2 protein-coding genes are annotated in these 21,352 nt (G+C 71.1%); both read right to left on the bottom strand.

All coding sequences use genetic code 11. From position 1 onward, the window contains the following. Positions 1 to 87: 87 nt before the first annotated feature. The gene (locus tag NJG22_RS21520; RefSeq protein WP_253097643.1) at positions 88 to 14,634 is read right to left on the bottom strand and encodes a non-ribosomal peptide synthetase; all 14,547 of its coding nucleotides are present in this window, start codon (positions 14,632 to 14,634) and stop codon (positions 88 to 90) included. Further along, on the bottom strand, positions 14,631 to 21,352 hold a 6,722-nt coding region (locus NJG22_RS21515), incomplete at its 5' end, for a non-ribosomal peptide synthetase (protein ID WP_253097642.1). The genes NJG22_RS21520 and NJG22_RS21515, both read right to left, overlap by 4 nt.

Raw genomic sequence — 21,352 nt, 5'->3', positions numbered from 1 at the left:
GAAGAGGGGGGCCGCGTTGCGGCCCTTTCGCGACACAAGGCCGCTCCTACAGACATTCATCCTCGAGGGCCCTGCCCTCGCCCGACCTCAGGTCAATCCCGCCTTGGCGGCAAGAGCCTGGCCGTCATGCCACCAGGCCGCCAGGCTGAACACATCCGGCACCTTGAGGATGCTGAAGTGATTGCCCGGCCCCTGCCATACCTCCAGTTGCGGCATCAGCTGCCGCCAGCCCTCCTGCATCGCCACCTGCTCGCGCTGGTTGCCGGTGCTGTCCAGGGTTGGGTCGGCCACCAGCACCAGGCGCGCCAGGCCGTTGAAACCCGCCCCTGGTCGATACACCGTGCGCAGCGCCGTGGCGAAGGTGCGGGTAACCCCGGCCAACGCCTGCGGCGTGGAGCGCGCCGGCATCAAGCCGATGCGCACCATCGCCGCATGCAACTGCGTCAACTGCGTCTGGTCATCGGCCTCGGCGAACGCCTCGGCGTCGATACCCAGCGACTTGCCAGTGGACAGCTGCAACGACTCCACCAGCCGCTGCAGGGCCGCGGTGAAGGTGTGCGGCTTGCCGCAACTGCCACCGCCACCCGGCGCCTCGCTGTCGATCAGGGTCAGCGAACGTACCTCGCGACCCTTGGCCTGCAGGCGCAGGGCCAGAGCATGGGCGACCCAGCCGCCGAACGAATGCCCGACCAGGTTCAACGGCCCTTCGGGGTGGAACGCCTCGATGGCTTGCAGATGGCACTCGGCGGCCGCCTCCACCTGGCTGTGCGGCACCTCGCCGGCGGCCAGGCCGCGGGCCTGCAACCCCAGTACCGGCCAATCCGGGCCCAGCGCCTCGGCCAGGCCGATGAAGCTGGTGACGCTGTCGCCGGCGCCCGGCACGCAGAACACCGGGACATGTCCCGGGCTGCCGCTCTGGATCGCCAGCAGCGGCTGGTGCGCCGGCAAGGCCGGGGCCTGGGTGGCGGCCAAGGCCTCGGCGATAGCCAGGCCAAGTACCGCCACCTGCGGCTCCTGCACCATGCTCTGGTGGTCGCCCGGCACGCCGTGGCAATGCAGCACCTGCCCCGGCAACGCCTCGGCCCAGCCCAGGGTCGGGCTGTCGCAGACAATGGCACCGGTACGCTGCTCGGCCTGGAACAAGTGCAGCGGCACCGGCAACGGCGCCAGGTGGTAATGAGCCAGGGCATGGCCGTGGGCGACATGCCGGGCGAAGAAGTGCCGCAGTTGCGCGTCGCTGGCCGGGGCCAGGCCCGGCACCAGCAACTGGCGCGCCCGGCAATGGCCAAGCAAGGCGTCGAAGGCCAGCGCCCCCGGCTCCAGCGCCTCGACCTCGGCCAACTGCGTGGCCCCCGCCGCGCCCTGGGCGCGCCAGTGCTCGCGGCAATGCAGCAGCAGTTGCGCCTCGGCCAGGTGCGGGCCGTGCCAGCGCGCCTTGCCCTGGTCGCTCAGGCGCGGCACGTAGGTGTCGATCAGGCCGACGAAGGCCACCGCCTGGTCGGCCCCAAGCAACTGGGCGGCCACTTCAAAGGCCAGCACCCCGCCGAACGACCAGCCGGCCAGGCGGTACGGGCCTTGCGGCTGTACCGCGCGCAGCCGTCGCACCAGGCGCGCCGCCAGGCATTCCAGGGTCTGCAGTTGCGCCTCGCCGACGGGCACGCCGGGCAGGCCGTAGATCGGGAAGTCGCCGGGGATATGCCGGCCCAGTACCGGGAAATACAGGTCCAGGCCGCTGAACTCATGGATCAGGAACAACGCGGGGCCGCTGCCCGTGGCACGCACGGTGACCAGGCTGGGGTCCTGCTGCGGTGCCTCGCGCTGGCCCAGGCGTTCGGCCAGGGCGGCCACGCTGGGGTACTGGAACAGCTCCGCCAGGGTGGTGCGCAGCCCCGCGTGCTCCATGGCGCTGACCAGGCGGATCGCCAGCAGCGAATGGCCGCCCAGCTCGAAGAAGCTGTCATGGCGCCCGACCCGCTCGACCTCCAGCACCTGCGCCCACAGCGCGGCCAGGGCCTGCTCCCGCTCGCCCAGCGGCGCCTCGAAGGCGGCCACCGCCAGGTCCTGCGCACCGGGCAGCGGCAGGGCCTTGCGGTCGACCTTGCCGTTGTTGGTCAACGGCAGCGCCGGCAAGGCGACGAACGCCGCCGGCAGCATGTACTCGGGCAGGCGCTCGCGCAGGAAGGCGCGCAGGGCCGGGCCGTCCAGGGCCGGGTCGTGGCGGGTGAACCAGGCCACCAGGCGCAACGGTCCCTGCTCCAGGCGCAAGGCCATGACCACCACCTCGTCCAGCCCCGGGCACTGGGCCAGTTGCTGCTCGATCTCGCCCAGCTCGATACGAAAGCCGCGGATCTTGACCTGGTCGTCGCTGCGGCCCAGGCACTCCAGCAGGCCATCGGCGCGCCAGCGGGCCAGGTCGCCGGTCCGGTACAGGCGCGCGCCGGCATGCTGGGCGAAGGGGTCGTCGACAAAGCGCTCGGCGCTCAGTTGCGGGCGGTTCAGGTAGCCCAGCGCCACGCCGTCGCCGCCGATGTACAGCTCGCCGGTCACGCCCTCGGGCACCACCCGGCCCTGCGCGTCGAGCACATACACCGTGGTGTTGCCGATGGGCCGGCCGATCGGTACATGCTCGGCGCCCGGCGCCAGCGTGGTGACCGCATGGGTGGTGGCGTAGGTGGTGGTCTCGGTAGGGCCGTAGCAATGCACCAGGCGCAAGCCCGGCGCCTGCGCCAGCAAGGCACGGAACGCCCCCGGCTCGCCACGCTCGCCGCCGCACAGCAGGATGCGCAGCCCGGCCAGGGCCTCGGGAATCAGCTGCACGTACTGGTTGAACAGCGCCGTGGTGACGAACAGCACGCTGGCGCCGCCATCACGCAGCGCCGCGCCGAACTGCGCGGGCTCCAGCAGGGTCTGCTGGTCGATCACCAGCACCTGCCCGCCGTTGAGCAACGCGCCCCAGACATCCATGGTGGCGGCGTCGAACGCCGGGTTGGCGACAAAGGCCAGGCGATCCTCGGCGTTGAAGTCGGCGTAGCCGTTGTTCAGCACCAGCCGGGCAATACCGCGGTGGGCCACGCGCACCCCTTTCGGTGTGCCGGTGGAGCCAGAGGTGTACATCACATAGGCCACCGCGCCGGCGTCCACGGCCAGGCCCGGGTTGTGCCCCGGCTGGTCGTCCAGCGCCAGGCAGTCCAGGTCGATGCGCCGCACCGCGCAATCGCCGGCCATGCTGGCGAGGGTCAGCAGCGCCACGGCCTGGCAGTCCTGGGCCATGAACGCCTGGCGCTCGGCCGGGGCGTTGCTGTCCAGCGGCACATAGATCGCGGCGCACTTGAGCACCGCCAGTTGCGCCACCAGCAGGATCAGCGAGCGCGGCAGCAGGACCGCCACATGCTCGCCGGGCTTGAGCCCCTCGCCGATCAGCCAGTGGGCCAGGCGGTTGGCCTGCTCGTTGAGTTCGCCATAGGTCAGCTGGCGCTCATCGTGCACCGCGGCCAGGGCCAGTGGGTGACGGGCCACGCGCTGTTCGAACAGGCGCTGCACCGGCAGCTCGCGGGGGTAGTCGCGGGCGGTGGCGTTATAGTCGCCGACCAGGCGCTGACGCTCCGCGTCCGGCACGATGCTGATACCTTCCATGCCCTGCTCGGGGTCGTGCGCCAACGCCTCGAGCAGCCCAGCCAAGGCCTGCTCGAAGTAAGCGCACAGGCGCTGCGCATCGATCCCCGGCGCGCACTGGGCGCTCAGGCTGAACGCCTCGCCCAGGTCATCGATGCTCAACGCCAGCGGGTAGTTGCTGCGTTCCTCGGCGTGCAGCAGCTCGATGCCGGCCCAGGCCTGCCCCGCCGTCGCGTCGCCTGCCAGCGCGCTGGCGCTGTGGCGGTAGTTGAGCAAGGCGCTGAACAGCGGCGCCCCCGCAGGCAGCGCGCTGCAACGCTGGGCCAGGGCCAACTGGGCGTGCTCGTGCACCAGCAGGCCAGTCAGCCGCCGGTGGGTGTCGAGCAGCGCCTCGCGCACCGGCAGCAGGCCAACGTCCAGGCGCAGCGGCAAGGTATTGATGAACACCCCCAGCGCCCGTTCGATGCCTTCGCCGCCGTGCAGGCGCCCCAGCAGCACGGTGCCGAACACCACGCGGGTGCGCCCCGACAATTGCCCCAGCACCAGGCCCCAGGCCAGGTGCATCAGGCTGGCGGCGCCCACCCCCAGCTGGCGCGCCTGTTCGCGCACGCGCAGGGCCATGCCGGCCGGCAACCAGTGCTGCGCCTCGGCCACGCCATCCGGGTGCGGCTGCGCCTGGGCGCCGTAGGGCAAGGTCGGCTCGTCGATGTCACCCAGCTGTTCGCGGAAGAACGCCTCGTGCTGCGCCTCGCCCGCGCCTTGCAGCACCTGGGCGATGTAGTTGCGGTACGGCACCGGCGCCGGCAGCTGGTGTTGCTGGCCCAGCAGGCAGGCTTGCAGTTCGGCGCGCAGCACATCCTGGGCAACGTGGTCCATCACCAGGTGGTGGAACAGCAGGGTCGCGGTGATCGCCCCGGTTTGCCGGTGCTGGCTGTACTGAAGGCGCAGCAGCGGCGCGCAGGTCAGGTCCAGGCGCAAGGCCGGGCTCTGGTCATCGGCAACCTCCACCAGCGGCAACGGCGCCTGCCGCCAGACCACCTGCAGCGGCTGCGCCAGGCCCTCCCAGGCCAGTGCGCTGCGCAGGATGTCGTGGCGGGCGATCACCTGCTCCAGCGCCTGGTGCAGGGCCAGCAAGCGCCCACGGTCGGCCACGGCGAAGCGCGCCTGCAACAGGTACGGGTCGTCGCCCTCGCTGGCCAGGTGGTGGTAGAGGATGCCCGCTTGCAGCGGCCCCAGCGGGTAGATGTCCTGGACATTGGCGGCGCCACCGGGTACCTGGGCGACGATGCCGTCGATGGCGGCCTGCTCCAGCTGCACCAATGGCAGCAGTTGCGGGGTGATGTGCTGGCAGTCGGCGGCGATCCGGTTGGCTGGCACCTGCGGCCCGGCGCCATGGCCAAGGGTCGCGGCCAGGGCGGCCAGGGTCGGTTCGGCGAACAGCACGCGGATATCCGCCTGCAGCCCCTGGGCGCGCAGGCGGGCGATCAGGGTCACCGCCAGCAGCGAGTGGCCACCGAGTTCGAAGAAGTGGTCGTGGCGCCCTACCCGCGGCAGGTTGAGCAGCTCGGCCCACAGCGCCGCCAGCTGGATTTCGGCCTCGCCCCGTGGCGGCTCGTAGGCGCGGCTGAGCACCGCCTCGGCGCCCGGCTCCGGCAGCGCCTGGCGGTCGAGCTTGCCGTTGGCGCTCAGCGGCATGGCCGGCAACGTCACGTAGGCCGCTGGCACCATGTAGTCCGGCAGCTGCGCCAGGGCGTGCTTGCGCAGCGCCTCGATACCCGGCGTGCTGGCCCCTTCACGCAGGGTCAACCAGGCCACCAGGCGCTCGCCGCGCAGCAGCACCGCCACCTCGCGCACCGCGCCGTGGCGAGCCAGGCAGGCCTCGATCTCACCCAGCTCGATGCGCAGGCCGTGCAGCTTGACCTGGAAGTCGTTGCGGCCAAGGAACTCCAGTTCGCCATCGGCGCGGCGGCGCGCCAGGTCGCCGCTGCGGTACATGCGTTCGCCCACCACGAACGGGCTGTCGCCAAAACGCGCGGCGTCCAGCTCAGGCAAGCCCAGGTAGCCACGGGCAACCCCCACGCCGGCGATGTACAGCTCGCCAACCACGCCACGGGGCACCGGTAGGCCCTGAGCGTCGAGCACATACAGGCGGGTGTTGGCGATCGGTCGGCCAATCGGCGGCGCGCCGGCCGGCAACGGCTGGCTCGGTTCCAGGGTCCAGACGCTGCAATCGACGGTGGTCTCGGTCGGCCCGTAGACGTTGTGCAGGCGCACCTTGGGCAGGCGCGCGCGCAACTGTTGCAGCAAGGCCGAGGTCAGCTCGCCGCCACCGCAGACGATATCGGTGAGGCTGTCGCAGGCCGCGCTGGCCTCCAGGGCCAGGAACTGCTGCAACAACGCCGGCACGAACTGCACCACGCCCACCCGGCGGCGCTGGATGACCTCGGCCAGGTAGGCCGGGTCGCGCTGCCCATCGGGCCGCGCCAGCACCAGGCGCAGGCCGGCGCACAGCGGCCAGAACAGCTCCCACACCGAGGCATCGAAGCTCACCGGGGTCTTGTGCAGCAGCGCGCCTTCGGCGCTCGGCGCGATCAGCCGCGAACTCCAATGCACCAGGTTGCACAGGCTGCGGTGCTCGACCATCACCCCTTTGGGCGTGCCGGTGGAGCCGGAGGTGTAGATCACATAGGCCAGCTGGCGCGCGCCAAGGCCCTTGACCTGCGGGTTGTGCGGCGGCCGCGTAGCCCAGCTCGGCTGGTCGAGGTCCAGCCGGGGCAGCAGGCTGGCGGCGAAGCGCCCACGGCTGCTGGCGTCCACCAGCAATGCCAGCGGGGCGCTGTCGGCGAGCATGTAGGCCAGGCGCTCGTCCGGATAGCCCGGGTCCAGCGGCACATAGGCGCCACCGGCCTTGAGCACGGCGAGCAGACCGACCAGCAGCTGCGGCCCGCGGGCCAGGCAGACCGCCACCCGGCTGTCGGGCTGCACGCCGCGGGCGATCAGTTCATGGGCCAGGCGGTTGGCCGCCTCGTTGAGCTGCTGGTAGCTCAGCTGGCCGTCCTCGGCCTGCACCGCGATGGCCTGGGGCGCACGCAGCACCTGGGCTTCGAACAGTGCCTGCAGCGGTTGTTGCAGGCCGCCCACCAGCTCGCTGGCGTTGCAGCTGACCAGCTCCTGGCGGCGTTCGCTGGCGCTGAGCAGCTCGACCCGCGCCGGCACGGCCTGGTCGCTGCCGGCGAAGGCCCAGAGCAGTTGCTCCAGGTAGCCGACGTGGCGCTCGATGGTGGCGCGGTCGAACAGCGCGGTGGCGTACTCCAGCGCGCCGGCAAAGCCATCAGCGGTCTCGCCCAGGCTCAGGGTCAGGTCGAACTTGGCGATGGCCTGGGGCGTGCCCAGCGGCGCCAGTTGCAGCTCGCCCAGGCGCAGCGCCTCGCCCGGCGCGCCATTCCAGGCCAGCGACACCTGGTACAGCGGGGTGTGGGCCAGGCTGCGCGGGGGTTGCAGTAGCTCGACCACCTGCTCGAAGGGGATGTCCTGGTGGTCCTGGGCCTGGCTCACGCAGGCCTTGACCCGGGCCAGCAGCGCCGCCACATCGGGGCTGCCGGCGGTGTCGATGCGCAGGGCCAGGGCGTTGACGAACAGGCCGATCAAGCCCTCGACCTCGGCATGCCTGCGGTTGGCCACCGGGGTACCGATGACCACCTCGGCCTGGCCCGACAGCCGCGCCAGCAGCACCGCCCAGGCGGCGCCGAACAGCATGAACGGGGTAATCGCGTGGCGTTGGCACAGGTCCTTGAGGTCGGCGCTCAGGCGCCGATCCAGGCGCACTTCGACCCGCTCGCCCTGATAGTCCTGGCGCGCCGGGCGCGGCCGGTCGCTGGGCAGGGTCAGCAGCAGCGGCGCAGCGGCCAGGGCCTGGCGCCAGTACTCGGCCTGGCGTTGCAGCTCGTCGCCGGCCAGCCAGCGGCGTTGCCAGATGGCGTAGTCGCCGTACTGGATCGCCAGCGCTGGCAGCGGGTCGGCCACGCCGCTACTGAAGGCCTGGTACAGCGTCGCCAGCTCCTGGGTGAACACGCCCATCGACCAACCATCGGCGACGATATGGTGCAGGGTCAGCAGCAGCGCATGGCGCTCGCTGTCCAGGCACAGCAAGCGGCCGCGGATCGGCAACTGGCGCGCCAGGTCGAACGGCAGCAGCGCCTCTTCGCGCAACAGCCCCGCCAAGGCCTGGCCCTGGCCGCGCAGGTCATGCCAGCCGAGGCTGAAGCCGCCGTTGCCGGGGGCTACGCGCACCCGCGCTTCGGCGCCCTCCTGGGCAAAGTGGCTGCGCAGGCTCTCGTGGCGCTCGACGATGCGCGCCAGCGCGCGCTCCAGCGCCGGCCGGTCGAGCGGCCCGCGCAGTTCCAGGGCCAGGGGAATATGGTAGGCGGCACTGGCATCGTCCATCTGCGCCAGGAACCACAGGCGCTGCTGGGCGAACGACAGCGGTTGCGACTGACCGCGCGGCGCCGCCTCGATGGCCGGCAAAGTGCTGGATGCCGCGCCTTGCAGCGCGGCGGCCAGCGCCAGCAGGCGGTCGTCGGCGAACAACTGGCCAAGGCCCAGCTCCAGGCCCAGGCGCTGGCGCAACTGGCCGACCATGCGCATGGCCAGCAGTGAATGGCCACCCAGTTCGAAGAAGCGGTCGTGGCGACCGACCTGCTCGACCTGCAACAGCTCGGCCCAGAGTTCAGCCAGGGCGCATTCCAACGCGCCTTCAGGCGCTTCGTGGGCCTGGCTGGCCAGGGCCTGGCGCTCCGGCATTGGCAGCGCGCGGCGGTCGACCTTGCCATTGGCGGTCAACGGCCAGCTGTCCAGGCGCACCAGCGCCACCGGCAGCATGTAGGCCGGCAGGTGCTGGGCCAGGCTGGCGCGCAGCTCGGCCGCTGATGCCACCTCGCCCTGGGCGATGAACCAGGCCAGCAGCCGTGGCTGGCCTGGCACCTCCTCGCGGGCCAGCACCAGCGCCTCGTCGATGCCCGGCAGGCGCAGCAACTGCGCCTCGATTTCGCCCAGTTCGATGCGCAGGCCGCGAATCTTCACCTGGTCGTCGTTACGCCCCAGGTAATCCAAGGTGCCATCGGCGTTCCAGCGGGCCAGGTCGCCGGTACGGTACATGCGCGCCCCGGGCACCTCGCTGAACGGGTCGTCGAGAAAACGCTCGGTGGTCAGTTCGGCGCGGTGCAGGTAACCGCGCGCCACCCCGGCACCGCCCACGTACAGCTCGCCGGTGCTGCCCATTGGCACCAGCTGGCGCGCTTCGTCCAGCAGGTACAGGCGGGCGTTGGCGATCGGCCGGCCGATGTCCAGGGTGCCGCCGGGCAACACCAGCCCGGAGCTGGCGACCACCGTGGCCTCGGTGGGGCCGTAGTTGTTGACCACCACGCAGCCGGGGTCGCTGTGGAACTGGCGCAGGCGATCACCACCGATCAACAAGGTGCGCAGGGTCGGGTGGCGCAGCCCCTGGGCGAAGGCGTACTCGGCCACCGGGGTCGGCAGGAAGGCCACTTTCAGCGGCTGCTCCAGCCACCAGGCCAGCAGCGCGTCGAGCTGCTCGTTGCCCAGCGTGGCCGGCGACAGGTGCAGCACGGCACCGGCGCACAGCGCCGGCCACACTTCCCAGGCCATGGCGTCGAAGCCGAAGCCGGCGACGCTGGCGGTGTGGTCGCCGGCGCCCAACTCGAAGGCCTTGCAGTGCCAATGCACCAGGTTGGCCAAGCTCTGGTGCTCGACCATCACCCCCTTGGGCTCGCCGGTGGAGCCGGAGGTGTAGATCACGTAGGCCAGCTGGTTCACCCCCAGCCCCGCGACGCGCGGGTTGTCGGCCCGCGCCGGCCAGTCCGCGCGGTCCAGGGCCAGCAGCGGCACGCTCAGTCCTGGCAGGCGCTCGCACAGCGCCTGCTGGGCCAGCACCACCGTCGGGGCGCTGTCGGCAAGCAGGTAGCGCAGGCGCTCGTCCGGGTGCGCCGGGTCCACCGGCACATAGCCGGCACCGGCCTTGAGCACGGCCAGCAGCGCCACCAGGGTGTCCAGGCCGCGACGGGCGACCACCGCCACCCGCTGGTCGGGCCGCACGCCCTGGGCGATCAGGTGATGGGCCAGGGCATTGGCCTGGGCATTCAACTCGCCATAGCTCAGCGACTGCCCGTCGACCACCGCGGCAACGGCCTGCCCGGCGCGGGCCGCCTGGGTTTCGATCAGGCCATGCACGGTCTGCCCCTGGGGCAACAGCCGGCGGCTGTTGTTCAAGCCGTGCAGCAGGCGCTGGCGCTCGTCCTCGCCGACCAGCGCCACCTCGGCCAGCGCTTGCTGGTCGTTGGCCAGCATGGCTTGCAGCAGGGTCTGGAAGTAGCCGGCGATACGCTGCACGCGTGCTTCGTCGAACAACGCCGTGGCGTATTCCAGGCTGCCGACCAGCGCCTCGCCCTGCTCGCCCAGGCTCAGCGACAGGTCGAACTTGGCCACCTGGTTGGTCTGCGCCACCGCCTCCAACTGCACCCCTTCCAGGCTCAGCGCGGCAGCGGCGCCGGCCTGCCAGTTCAGGGTGGTCTGGAACAGCGGGGTATGCGCCAGGCTGCGTACCGGACGCACGATCTCCACCACCTGCTCGAACGGCAGGTCCTGGTGCGCCTGGGCTTGCAGCAGGCGCGCCTTGACCTGGGCGAGCAAGGCCTCGGTGCTGGGCGCCGCCGAGGCGTCGACACGCACCGCCAGGGTGTTGACGAACACCCCCACCAGCGGCTCCAGCTCGGCACTGCCGCGCCCGGCCACCGGGCAACCGACCACCACCTCCGGCTGCCCGGCCAGACGCGCCAGGGTCGTGGCCCAGGCGCCCAGCAGGACCATGTACAAGGTGGCCTGGTGACGCTGGGCCAGGGCGCGTAGGCCGGCGCCCAGGCGCGCGTCCAGGCGCAACGCCAGGCTGGCGCCGCTGAAGTCCTGGCGGGCCGGACGCGGCCGGTCGCAGGGCAGGCTCAACAGGGTCGGCGCGCCGTCCAGGGCCTCGCGCCAGTAATCCGCCTGGCGCTGCAACTGCTCGCCGGCCAGCCAGCGGCGCTGCCACACGGCGTAGTCGCCGTACTGGATGGCCAGCGCCGGCCGCGGGTCGGCGTGGCCGGCACGCAAGGCCGGGTACAGCGCGCCGAGCTCGCCGGTAAGCACGCCCAGGGACCAGCCATCGGCGGCGATATGGTGCACGGTGAGCACCAGCACATGCTGCTGTTCGCCCAGCTGCAGCAGGCTGGCGCGCACAGGCGGCCCGGCCACCAGGTCGAACGGCGCCACCGCCTCGTCCTGCAGCCAGGTGGCCAGGGCATCGGCGGCCAGGGCCTGGCGTCGCAGCCAGCCCGCCTGCGGCGGGTCCAGCACCTCGACCTCGGCGCTGTCGCCGCGGGGCACGAAGCGGCTGCGCAGGGTTTCATGGCGCGCGACGATGCACAGCAGCGCGCGCTCCAGCGCATCGACGTCGAGCTCACCGCGCAGGCCCAGGGCCAGGGGCACGTTGTAGGCCTGGTTGCCCCCTTCGAGCTGGGCCAGGAACCACAGCCGCTGCTGGGCGAACGACAACGGCAGGGCCTGGTCGCGGGCCACCGGCACGATTGCCGGCAGTGCGCTGCGCCCGGCCCCGGCCAGCACCTGGGCCACCGCCGCCAGCTCGGCATTGGCGAACAGCTCGGCCAGGGCCAGCTCCACGCCCAGGCGCAGGCGCACCTGGGAGACCATGCGCATGGCCAGCAGCGAGTGCCCGCCCAGGGCGAAGAAGTGATCATGCCGGCCTACCCGCTCCACCTGCAGCAGCTCGGCCCAGAGCCCGGCCAGGGCGGTTTCCAGCTCGCCCTCGGGGGCCACGTAGGCCTGTTCGAACAGCGCCGAGCGCTGCGGTGCCGGCAAGGCACGGCGGTCGAGCTTGCCGTTGGCGGTCAGCGGCAAGGCCGCCAGCAGCACGAAGGCCAGCGGCACCATGTATTCCGGCAGGTGGGCCAGCAGTTGCCCGCGCAGTTGCTCGGGCTGCGGCGCCTCGACGCCCGCCTGCGGGGTGAAGTAGGCGACCAGGCGTGGCTGGCCGGGCTGGTCCTCGCGGGCCAGCACCACCGCCTCGTTGATCCCCGGCAGGCTGGCGAGGCGGCTTTCGATCTCGCCCAGTTCGATACGCACGCCGCGGATCTTCACCTGGTCGTCGTTGCGCCCCAGGTAGTCCAGGGTGCCGTCGGCCAGCCAGCGCACCAGGTCGCCGGTGCGGTACATGCGCGCGCCCAGGCCTGGGTCGAACGGGTCGTCGAGGAAGCGTTCGGCGGTCAGCGCGGGGCGGTTCAGGTAGCCCCGGGCCACCCCGGCGCCACCGATGTACAGCTCGCCCGGCACGCCCAGGGGCAGCGGCTGCAGGTTGGCATCGAGCACGTACAGGCGGGCGTTGTCCACCGGCCTGCCGATGTGCAGCGGGCCCTCGGCCGCGACCGGCCCGGAGCTGGCCACCACGGTGGTCTCGGTGGGGCCGTAGTTGTTGACCACGGCGAAGGTCTGGGTGCGGTTGAACTGGCGCAGGCGGTCGCCGCCGATCAGCAGGGTGCGCAGGGTCGGGTGGCCCAGCTGGTGGCTGAAGGCATATTCCGCCACCGGGGTCGGCAGGAAGCTCACGTCCAGCGGCTGTGCGCGCCACCAGGCGAGCATGGCGTCGAGGTCCTCATGGCCTTCGCCAGGTGGCGCCAGGTGCAGCAGCGCGCCGCTGGCCAGTGCCGGCCAGAGCTCCCAGGCCATGGCATCGAAACCGAAGCCGGCCAGGCTCGAGGTGTGCCGGCCCAGGCACAGGTCGAAGGCACGGCAGTGCCAGTCCACCAGGTTGTTCAGGGTACGGTGCTCGACCATCACCCCTTTCGGCTGGCCGGTGGAGCCGGAGGTGTAGATCACATAGGCCAGGTGCCCGCCGTGCAGCCCGCTAACCTGGGGATCGTCCGCGCGGGCCGGCCAGTCGGCCTGGTCGAGGGGCAGCACCGGCACGTCCAGCGGCCCCAGGCGCGAACGCAGGGCATGCTGGGTCAACACCACCACCGGGGCGCTGTCGGCCAGCAGGTAGTGCACGCGCTCGTCGGGATGGGCCGGGTCCACCGGCACATAGCCGGCGCCGGCCTTGAGCACGGCCAACAGCCCGACCAGGGTGTCCAGGCCGCGGCGGGCCAGCACCGCGACCCGGTCATCGGCGCGCACGCCCAGGCCGATCAGGTGATGGGCCAGGGCGTTGGCGCGGCTGTTCAGCTCGGCGTAGCTCAGCGTCTGCCCCTGGCAGGTGGCGGCGCTGGCCTGGGGATGGGCCTGGGCCACGGCCTCGATGCGTGCGTGCAGCGTACCCGGGGTGATCGCGCCGCCCGGCGTCTGGTTGAAGCCTTCGAGCAGCTCGGCACGCTCGCTGGCCGGCAGCATCGGCAGCGCCCCTACCGCCGCGCTGCCGCCCTCGGCCAGGGCCGCCAGCAGGCTGCGCAGGGTGTGCTCGAGGTAGGCGCAGACCCGCTGCGCCGGCACCTCGGGGCTGGCCAGCAGGGTCAGGCGGAACGCCTCGCCGAAATCGTCGACGCTCAGGGTCAGCGGGTAGTTGGTGGCTTCGGCGGCATGGACGATCTCGATGCCGGCCCAGCCGGCCCGGCGCACCTCCTCGGAGCCCGAGGCCGCGCTGTGGCGGTAGTTGAGCAAGGCGTTGAACAGCGGCGTCGGCGCGACCACGCCGCTGCAGCGCTGGGCCAGGGCCAACGGCGCGTGCTCATGGCGCATCAGGGTGCTCAGGCGCTGGTGGGTAGCCTTGATCGCCGCGCCCAGGTCGGCACCGTCCAGGTCAACCCGCAGCGGCAAGGTGTTGATGAAGATGCCCAAGGCCCGGTCGGTGGCCTCGGCGCCCAGCAGCCGGCCCATCAGCACCGTGCCGAAGACCACCTGCTGCTGCCCGGTGAGGCCGCCCAGCACCCGCGCCCAGGCCAGGTGGAACAGGCTGGCGACACTGACCCCCTGGGCCCGGGCCTGGCCGCGCAGCGCCTGGCACAGCGCCAGGTCGAGGTCCAGGGCATGCTCGTTGAGCGCCGTGCCATCGCCTTGCACGTCGGCCAGGCCATAGGCCAAGGTCGGCACCTCGATGGCGCCGAGCATGTCGCGGAAGAACGCCTCGTGCTCGGCCTCGCCGACGCCCAGCAGGGCCTGGGCGACATGGTTGCGAAACGGCACCGGGCGGCCCAGTTGCGTGGTGTCGCCCAGCAGGTAGGCGAGCATTTCGTGGCGTACCACCTCCAGGGCGCTGTGGTCCATGGCTAGGTGGTGGAACTGCAAGGTCGCGCCGATGCGCCCAGCGCTGTCCGGCGCCTGGCATTGCAGGCGAATCAGCGGCGCCTGGGCCAGATCGAAGCCGCTCTCGGGCGCTTGTCCGGGCGCCAGCTGGATGACCCGCAGGCGAGCCTGGCGCCAGACCACCTGCAGCGGGGTCTCGACCTCCTTCCAGTGCACCGAGGTGCGCAGGATATCGTGGCGCTCGATCACCCCCTGCAAGGCCTCGGCAAAGGCCTGCACCCGCGAGTCGTCGGCGAACACGAAGCGCGCCTGCATCACATAGGGGTCGTGCTCGCCGGCGCTGGCGTGGTGGAACAGCATGCCCTGCTGCAATGGCAGCAACGGGTAGATGTCCTGCACATTGGCCGCGCCGCCAGGCACGGCGGCCACCAGGCGGTCGAGGCTGGCCTGGTCGAGCTCGACCAGGCTGAGCAGCTCGGGGGTGATGCGCGTGCAGTCGGCCGGGATGCGGTTGTCCGGCACCACCACCGCGCCCTGGCGGCTGGCCACGTACTCGCCGCTGGCCAGCAAGGCCAGCAGCGCCGGCTTGTGCTCGCGCAGCTGGGCCACCAGGTTGGCGTCGCTCAGCGCCTGGCGGTTGCCCTGGACCGCCAGCTGGCCGTCCTTGAGCGCCAGTTGGACATCGTGGGCGGCCAGGGTGGCCAGTAGTTGGTTGATGCTCACAGGACGATCTCCATTCTGTCTGTGATGGCGGCATAGCCGGCCAGCGTCGGTTGTTCGAACAGGCTGCGCACGTCGGCTTCCAGGCCGGCTTCGCGCAGCCGCGAGGTGAGGGTCACGGCCAGCAGCGAGTGGCCGCCCAGTTCGAAGAAGTTGTCGTGCCGCCCTACCCGCTCCACGCCCAGCAGTTCGGCCCAGACCCGCGCCAGCAGCGCTTCGGTGTCGCCGATCGGCGCCTGGTACTCGCGACCCGGCAGGTGCGCCAGGTCCGGTGCCGGCAGGGCCTTGCGGTCGAGCTTGCCGTTGGGGGTCAGCGGCAGGGCGTCGAGATGGATGAACAGCGCCGGCACCATGTATTCCGGCAACTGCGCCAGCAGCGCCGCGCGCAGGGCCTCGACGGCCAGCGGCTCGCCTGTGTGGTAGGCGAGCAGCCGCGGCCCCGCGGGTGCGGCGTCGTGCACCAGCACCACGGCCTCGCGCACCCCGGCCAGGCGCATCAGGCTGGCTTCGATCTCGCCGGGCTCGATGCGCAGGCCGCGCAGCTTGATCTGGTGGTCGCTACGGCCAAGGAATTCGAGGCTGCCGTCGCCGCGCTGGCGTACCAGGTCGCCACTGCGGTACAGGCGTTCACCGGGGTTGAACGGGCTGGCGATGAACCGCTCGGCCTGCTGCTGCGGCAAGCCGAGGTAACCGCGCGCCACCCCGGCACCGCCGATATGCAACTGGCCGGCGACCCCCAGCGGCACGGGTTGATCATGGGCGTCGAGCACGTACAGCGTGGTGTTGTCGATGGGCCGGCCAATAGGCAGCGCGCCACGCGGCACCGGTTGCCCCGGGTGCAAGGTCCAGACACTGCAATCGACCGTGGTCTCGGTCGGGCCGTAGACGTTGTGCAGGCGCGCCTGTGGCAAGCGCTCGCGCACCTGGCGGGCCAGGGCTTCGGTCAGCTCGCCGCCACCGCAGACGATGTCGGTGAGGCTGGCGCAGCGGGCGCTGCCCTCGAGGTCGAGGAACTGCTGGAGCAAGGCCGGCACGAACTGCACCACGGCCACCTGCTGGCGCTCGATCAGCTCGACCAGGTAGTGCGGATCGCGCTGCCCGTCCGGGCGTGCCAGCACCAGGCGCAAGCCATTGCACAGTGGCCAGAACAGCTCCCACACCGAGGCGTCGAAGCTCACCGGGGTCTTGTGCAGCAGCGCGCCACCAGCCGGGAACTGCCGCTGGCTCCAGTGCACCAGGTTGACCACATTACGGTGCTCGACCATGACGCCCTTGGGCACCCCGGTGGACCCGGAGGTGTAGATTACATAGGCCAGGTGGCTGGCGTTCAGCGCCGGCACCAGCGGGTTGTCAGCCGGCAAGGCGGCCCAGATCGACTGGTCGAGGTCCACCTGCGCCACCGCCGACACGCCCGCCAGGGCCCGGGTGGACGCCTGTACCAGCACGGCACGCGGCTGACTGTCGCCGAGCATGTGGCGGATACGTTCGGCCGGGTAGTCCGGGTCGACCGGTACATAGGCGCCGCCGGCCTTGAGAATGGCCAGCAAGCCGAGCACCAGTGCCGGGCCGCGCTCGACGCAGATCGCCACACGATCGTCAGGCTGCACGCCGAGGGCGATCAAGTGGCGGGCCAGGCGATTGGCCTGCTGATTGAGCTGGCCATAGCTCAAATCGCCCTGCTCGGCGCTGACCGCCACCGCGTCGGGGTTGCGCAATGCCTGGGCCTCGAACAGGCCATGCAAGGTCTGGCTGATATCGTGGGGCACTTCGCTGCGGTTGAAGTCGACCAGCACCTGGTGGCGCTCCTCGGCTTGCAGCACTGGCAAGTCGAGCAACAGCCGCTGCGGTTGCTGCTCCAACGCCTCGGCCATCCCCAGCAAGACCTGCTGCACCTGCCCGCACACCCGCGCCGCGCCGACGCTGGCCGGGGCCAGGGCAACCAGGCGGAAACGCTCGCCGATATCGTCCACGCTCAGGCTCAGCGGGTAGTTGCTGCGCTCCTCGCTCTGCAAGGTCTGGATGCCTTGCAAGGCCTGGCGCTGGGCCTCGTCGACCTGGCTGCCATGGCGGTAGTTGAGCATGGCGCTGAACAACGGCGCCGGCGCGGCCACGCCGCTGCAACGCTGGGCCAGGGCCAGCGAGGCGTGCTCGTGGCCGAGCAAGGCGCTGAGCCGCTGCTGGGTCGCCCGCAGCGCCTCGGCCAGGCTGACGCCCGCCAAGTCCAGGCGCAGCGGCAAGGTGTTGATGAACATGCCCAGGGCCTGTTCGGCGCCCTCGCCGGCCTCCAGCCGACCCAGCAGCACGGTGCCGAACACCACGCTGTCGCGACCACTGGTGGCGGCCAGCAGGCGCGCGTAGGCCAAGTGGAACAGGCTGGCGACGCTGACCCCCCGCTGCCGCGCCTGCCGACGCAGGCGCAGCGCCAGGCTGTCGTCCAACCAGTGCTGACCTTCCTCGGTGGCCTGGCCATCCAGTTGCACATCGCCCAGGCCGAACGGCAGGGTCGGCTCGTCGATATCAGCCAACTGCTCGCGGAAGAACGCCTCGTGCTCGGCCTGGCTAACGCCCAGGCGTGCCTGGGCCACGTAGTTGCGGTACGGCGCGCCCGGCTCGGCGGGCACTGGCAGGCCTTGCAAGTAACCCACCAGCTCCTGGCCGAGCACATCCAGCGCGGTGTGGTCGAGCACGATATGGTGGAACTGCAAGGCCGCCAACTGGCCTGCGCCTTGTGGATCCGGCCAATGGTACAGACGCACCAGTGGCGCCTGATCCAGGGCGAGCGCGTGAGGGACCTGGGCCTCGCCGGCCACCTCGAATACCGCCAGCGGCGCGCTGCGCCAGACCACCTGCAGCGGCTGCGGCAGGCCATCCCAGAGCACCGCGGTGCGCAGCACATCATGCCGGGCGATGACCTTGCCAAGGGCATCGACGAACGCCTGCAAGCGCTCATGGCTGGCGAAGACCATGCGTGATTGCAGCACGTAAGGGTCGTGCTCGGGCGAGCTGAGGTGGTGGTAGAGAATGCCTTCCTGTAATGGCGCCAGTGGGTAGATGTCCTGCACATTGGCCGCGCCGCCCGGCACCGTGGCGACGATGCGCTCGATGGCGGCTTGCTCCAGCACCACCAGTGGCAGCAGGTCCGGGGTGATCTGTGTGCAATTGGTCGAAATCCGGTTGGCCGGGACTTCGACCCGGCGCCCATGGCCCAACGTGGCAGCCAACGCCGCCACGGTCGGTTGGCCGAACAGCGTGCGCACGTCGGCCTCCAGGCCGGCCTGGCGCAGACGCGCGGTGAGGCTCACCGCCAGCAGCGAATGGCCACCCAGTTCGAAGAAGTTGTCGTGGCGGCCGACCTGTTCAAGGCCCAGTACCTCGGCCCAGATTGCGGCCATGGCGGCCTCGGTGGCCCCCAGTGGCGCTGCATAGGCCTGGCGCGCCAGTGCCGAGGCGTCCGGCTCTGGCAGGGCCTTGCGATCGAGCTTGCCATGCAGGGTCAGCGGCAGCTCATCCAACTGCACAAAGGCTTGCGGCAGCAGATGAGCCGGCAGGCGGGCTTGCAGGCCCTGGCGCAGCGCCTCGCTGTCCAGCGCCTCGTCGGTTGCGGTGAACCAGGCCAGCAGGCGCTCGTTGCGCACCAGCACCACGGCATCGGCGATGCCTGGCTGGGCCTTGAGCGCGGCCTCGATTTCGCCCAGTTCGACCCGCACGCCACGGATCTTCACCTGGTCATCGTTACGGCCCTGGTAGTCCAGGGTGCCATCGGCGTTCCAGCGCACCAGGTCGCCACTGCGGTACATCGTGCCGCCGTTGAACGGGTCGGGCAGGAAGCGTTCGGCGGTCAGGTCCGGGCGGTTGAGGTAACCGCGCGCCACCTGGGCACCGCCGATGTACAGCTCGCCGGTCACGCCAACTGGTACTGGCTGGCGCTGCTCATCCAGCACATAGACCCGGGTGTTGGCGGTCGGTTTGCCGATAAGCAGCGCCCCGCCCGGCTGAAGCACGCCGGAGGTCGCCACCACGGTGGTCTCGGTCGGGCCGTAGTTGTTGACCAGCTGGAAGCCTGGATCACGCTCGAAGTGGCGCAGGCGGTCACCGCCGACCAGCAGCGTGCGCAGGCTTGGGTGTTGCTGCTCGCGGCGCAACGCCTGTTCGGCCACCGGTGTCGGCAGGAAGCTGACCTCCAGCGGTTGCGCCAGCCACCAGTCCAGCAGCTCGTCGACGTGCTCGCCGCCAATGTGCGCGGGCGGCAGGTGCAAGGTTGCGCCGGCGCACAGGGCCGGCCAGGCTTCCCAGGCCATGGCGTCGAAGCCGAAGCCCGCGACGCTGGAGGTCTGGCTGCCGGCCCCTACTTCGAAGGCCTGGCAGTGCCAATGCACCAGGTTGGCCAGGGTGCGGTGCTCGACCATCACGCCCTTGGGCTGGCCGGTGGAACCGGAGGTGTAGATCACATAAGCCAGTTGCTGTGCGTCCAGCCCGGCAACCACTGGGTTGCTGTCAGGCTCGGCCAGCCAGGCATCGCCATCCACAGCAACGCTGGCCTTATCTCCAACCAACGCGGCGGTAGCGGCCTCGACCAGCACCAAGGCCGGCGCACTGTCGCTGAGCAGATAAGCAATCCGCTGCGCCGGATAGGCCGGATCGACCGGCACATAGGCCGCGCCGGCCTTGAGCGCGGCCAGCATGGCGATCACGCGCTGCGGACCGCGCTCAAGGCACAGGGCAACCCGGTCAGCGAGTTTCACACCCCGGGCGATCAGGTGATGGGCCAGGCGATTGGCGCGCTGGTTCAGCTCGCCATAGCTCAGTTGCTGTTCACCCTGCACCACCGCCAGGGCTTCTGCCCGCTGGGCTTCGACCAACGCCTGGATCACCTGCCCTTGCGGGTAGGTCACGGCTGGCGGGTTGAAACCCTCAAGCAGTTGCAGGCGCTCCTGGGCAGCGAGGATCGGCAGCGTATCAACGCGACCCGTGCCCTCTTGCTCCAGGGCCTGGATCAACTGCGCCACGGCTACCGCCATCCAGTTCGCCACACGCACGGCGCCAATCCCCTGCTGGGCCAGCACACTGAGGCTGAAGCCCTCGCTCAGGTCATCGACGCTCAAGGTCAGCGGGTAGTTGCTGCGCTCCTCGCCGCCCAGCTGGTGCATGCCCTGGAAGCTGTCGGTGGCGTCAGTGGCGATTCCCGCCGGGCTGTGCCGGTAGTTGAGCAAGGCGCTGAACAGCGCTGCCGAAGCGGGCACGCCGCTGCAACGCTGGGCCAGGGCCAGGGAGGCATGCTCATGGCCGAGCAATGCCGAAAGCCGTTGATGGGTGACACGCACCGCCTCCTTGGCGCTGACGCGGGTATCGATGCGCAGCGGCAAGGTGTTGATGAACACCCCCAACGCCCGGTCGGCACCCTCGCCGCCTTGCAGGCGGCCCATCAGCACGGTGCCGAACACCACGTCCTGGCGCCCGGCCAGCACCCCCACCACCCGCGCCCAGGCCAGGTGCATCAGGCTGGCGGCGCTGATGCCGAGCTGGCGCGCCTGCAGGCGAACCCGCCGCGCCAGGTCCAGGTCGAGCGCCTGGCGGGCTTCCTCGATATCGCGGCCATCGCCCTGCACATCGGCCAGGCCCATGGGCAGGGTCGGTTCCTCGACATCGCCAAGCATTTCGCGGAAGAACGCCTCGTGCCCGGCCTGGGCGGCGCCCAGGCGCACCTGGGCGACATAGGTGCGGTACGGCACCGACGCGGCCAGTTGCGCTCCACGCCCGGCCAGCAAGGCCTGCATTTCGTGGACTATCACCTCCATGGCCGTGTGGTCCAGGGCCAGGTGATGGAAGTGCAGGATCGCCACCACCCGCTGCTGCGCCGGGTCCAGGGCGTAGGTCAGGCGCAGCAACGGCGCCTGGGTCAGGTCCAGGCGTTGCTGGCGGGCATCGAAATGCTCGTGCAGGCGCTCGATCACCGCGTCCTCGCCCAGCCCGGTGACCTCGGTCACCGCCAGGCGTGCCTGGCGCCAGACCACCTGCACCGGCTCGGCCAGCCCTTCCCATACCACCGAGGTGCGCAGGATATCGTGGCGGTCGACCACCTGTTGCAAGGCCCCGGCACAGGCTTGCAGACGGTCCAGGCTGTCGAAGGCCAGGCGGGTCTGCAGCAGGTACGGGTCGCCCTGCTCGGCGCTCAGGTGGTGATAGAGAATGCCCTCCTGCAACGGCGCCAGCGGGTAGATTTCCTGCACGTTGGCCGCGCCGCCCGGCACCGTGGCGACGATGCGGTCGATGCTGGCCTGGTCCAGCGCGATCAGGCTGAGCATGGCGGGGGTGATCCGGGTCGCGTCCACCGGCACGCGGTTGGCCGGCACCTCGACCTCGCGACCACTGCCAACCGCTGCCGCCAGGGCTGCCAGGGTCGGCTGGGCGAACAGCACGCGCACATCGGCGTCCAGGCCGGCCTTGCGCATGCGCTCGATCAGGCTCACCGCCAGCAGCGAGTGGCCGCCCAGTTCGAAGAAGTGATCGCGGCGCCCCACCTGCTCGACCTTGAGCACCTCGGCCCAGATCGCCGCCAAGGCCAACTCGATCTCGCCCTGGGGCGCCTCGAAGGCGCGGCTGACCACGGCCTCGCGGTCCGGGGCCGGCAGCGCCCGGCGGTCGAGCTTGCCGTTGGCGGTCAGGGGCAGTTCGTCCAGGTGCACGTAGGCCGCGGGCAGCATGTAGTCCGGCAGCTGGCCTT

It is taken from the genome of Pseudomonas sp. VA159-2, from assembly GCF_024126635.1.
Taxonomy (GTDB): Bacteria; Pseudomonadota; Gammaproteobacteria; order Pseudomonadales; family Pseudomonadaceae; genus Aquipseudomonas; species Aquipseudomonas muyukensis.
Note: the sequence above shows the minus strand (reverse complement) of the source record. Positions and strands in the feature narration are given on the sequence as shown.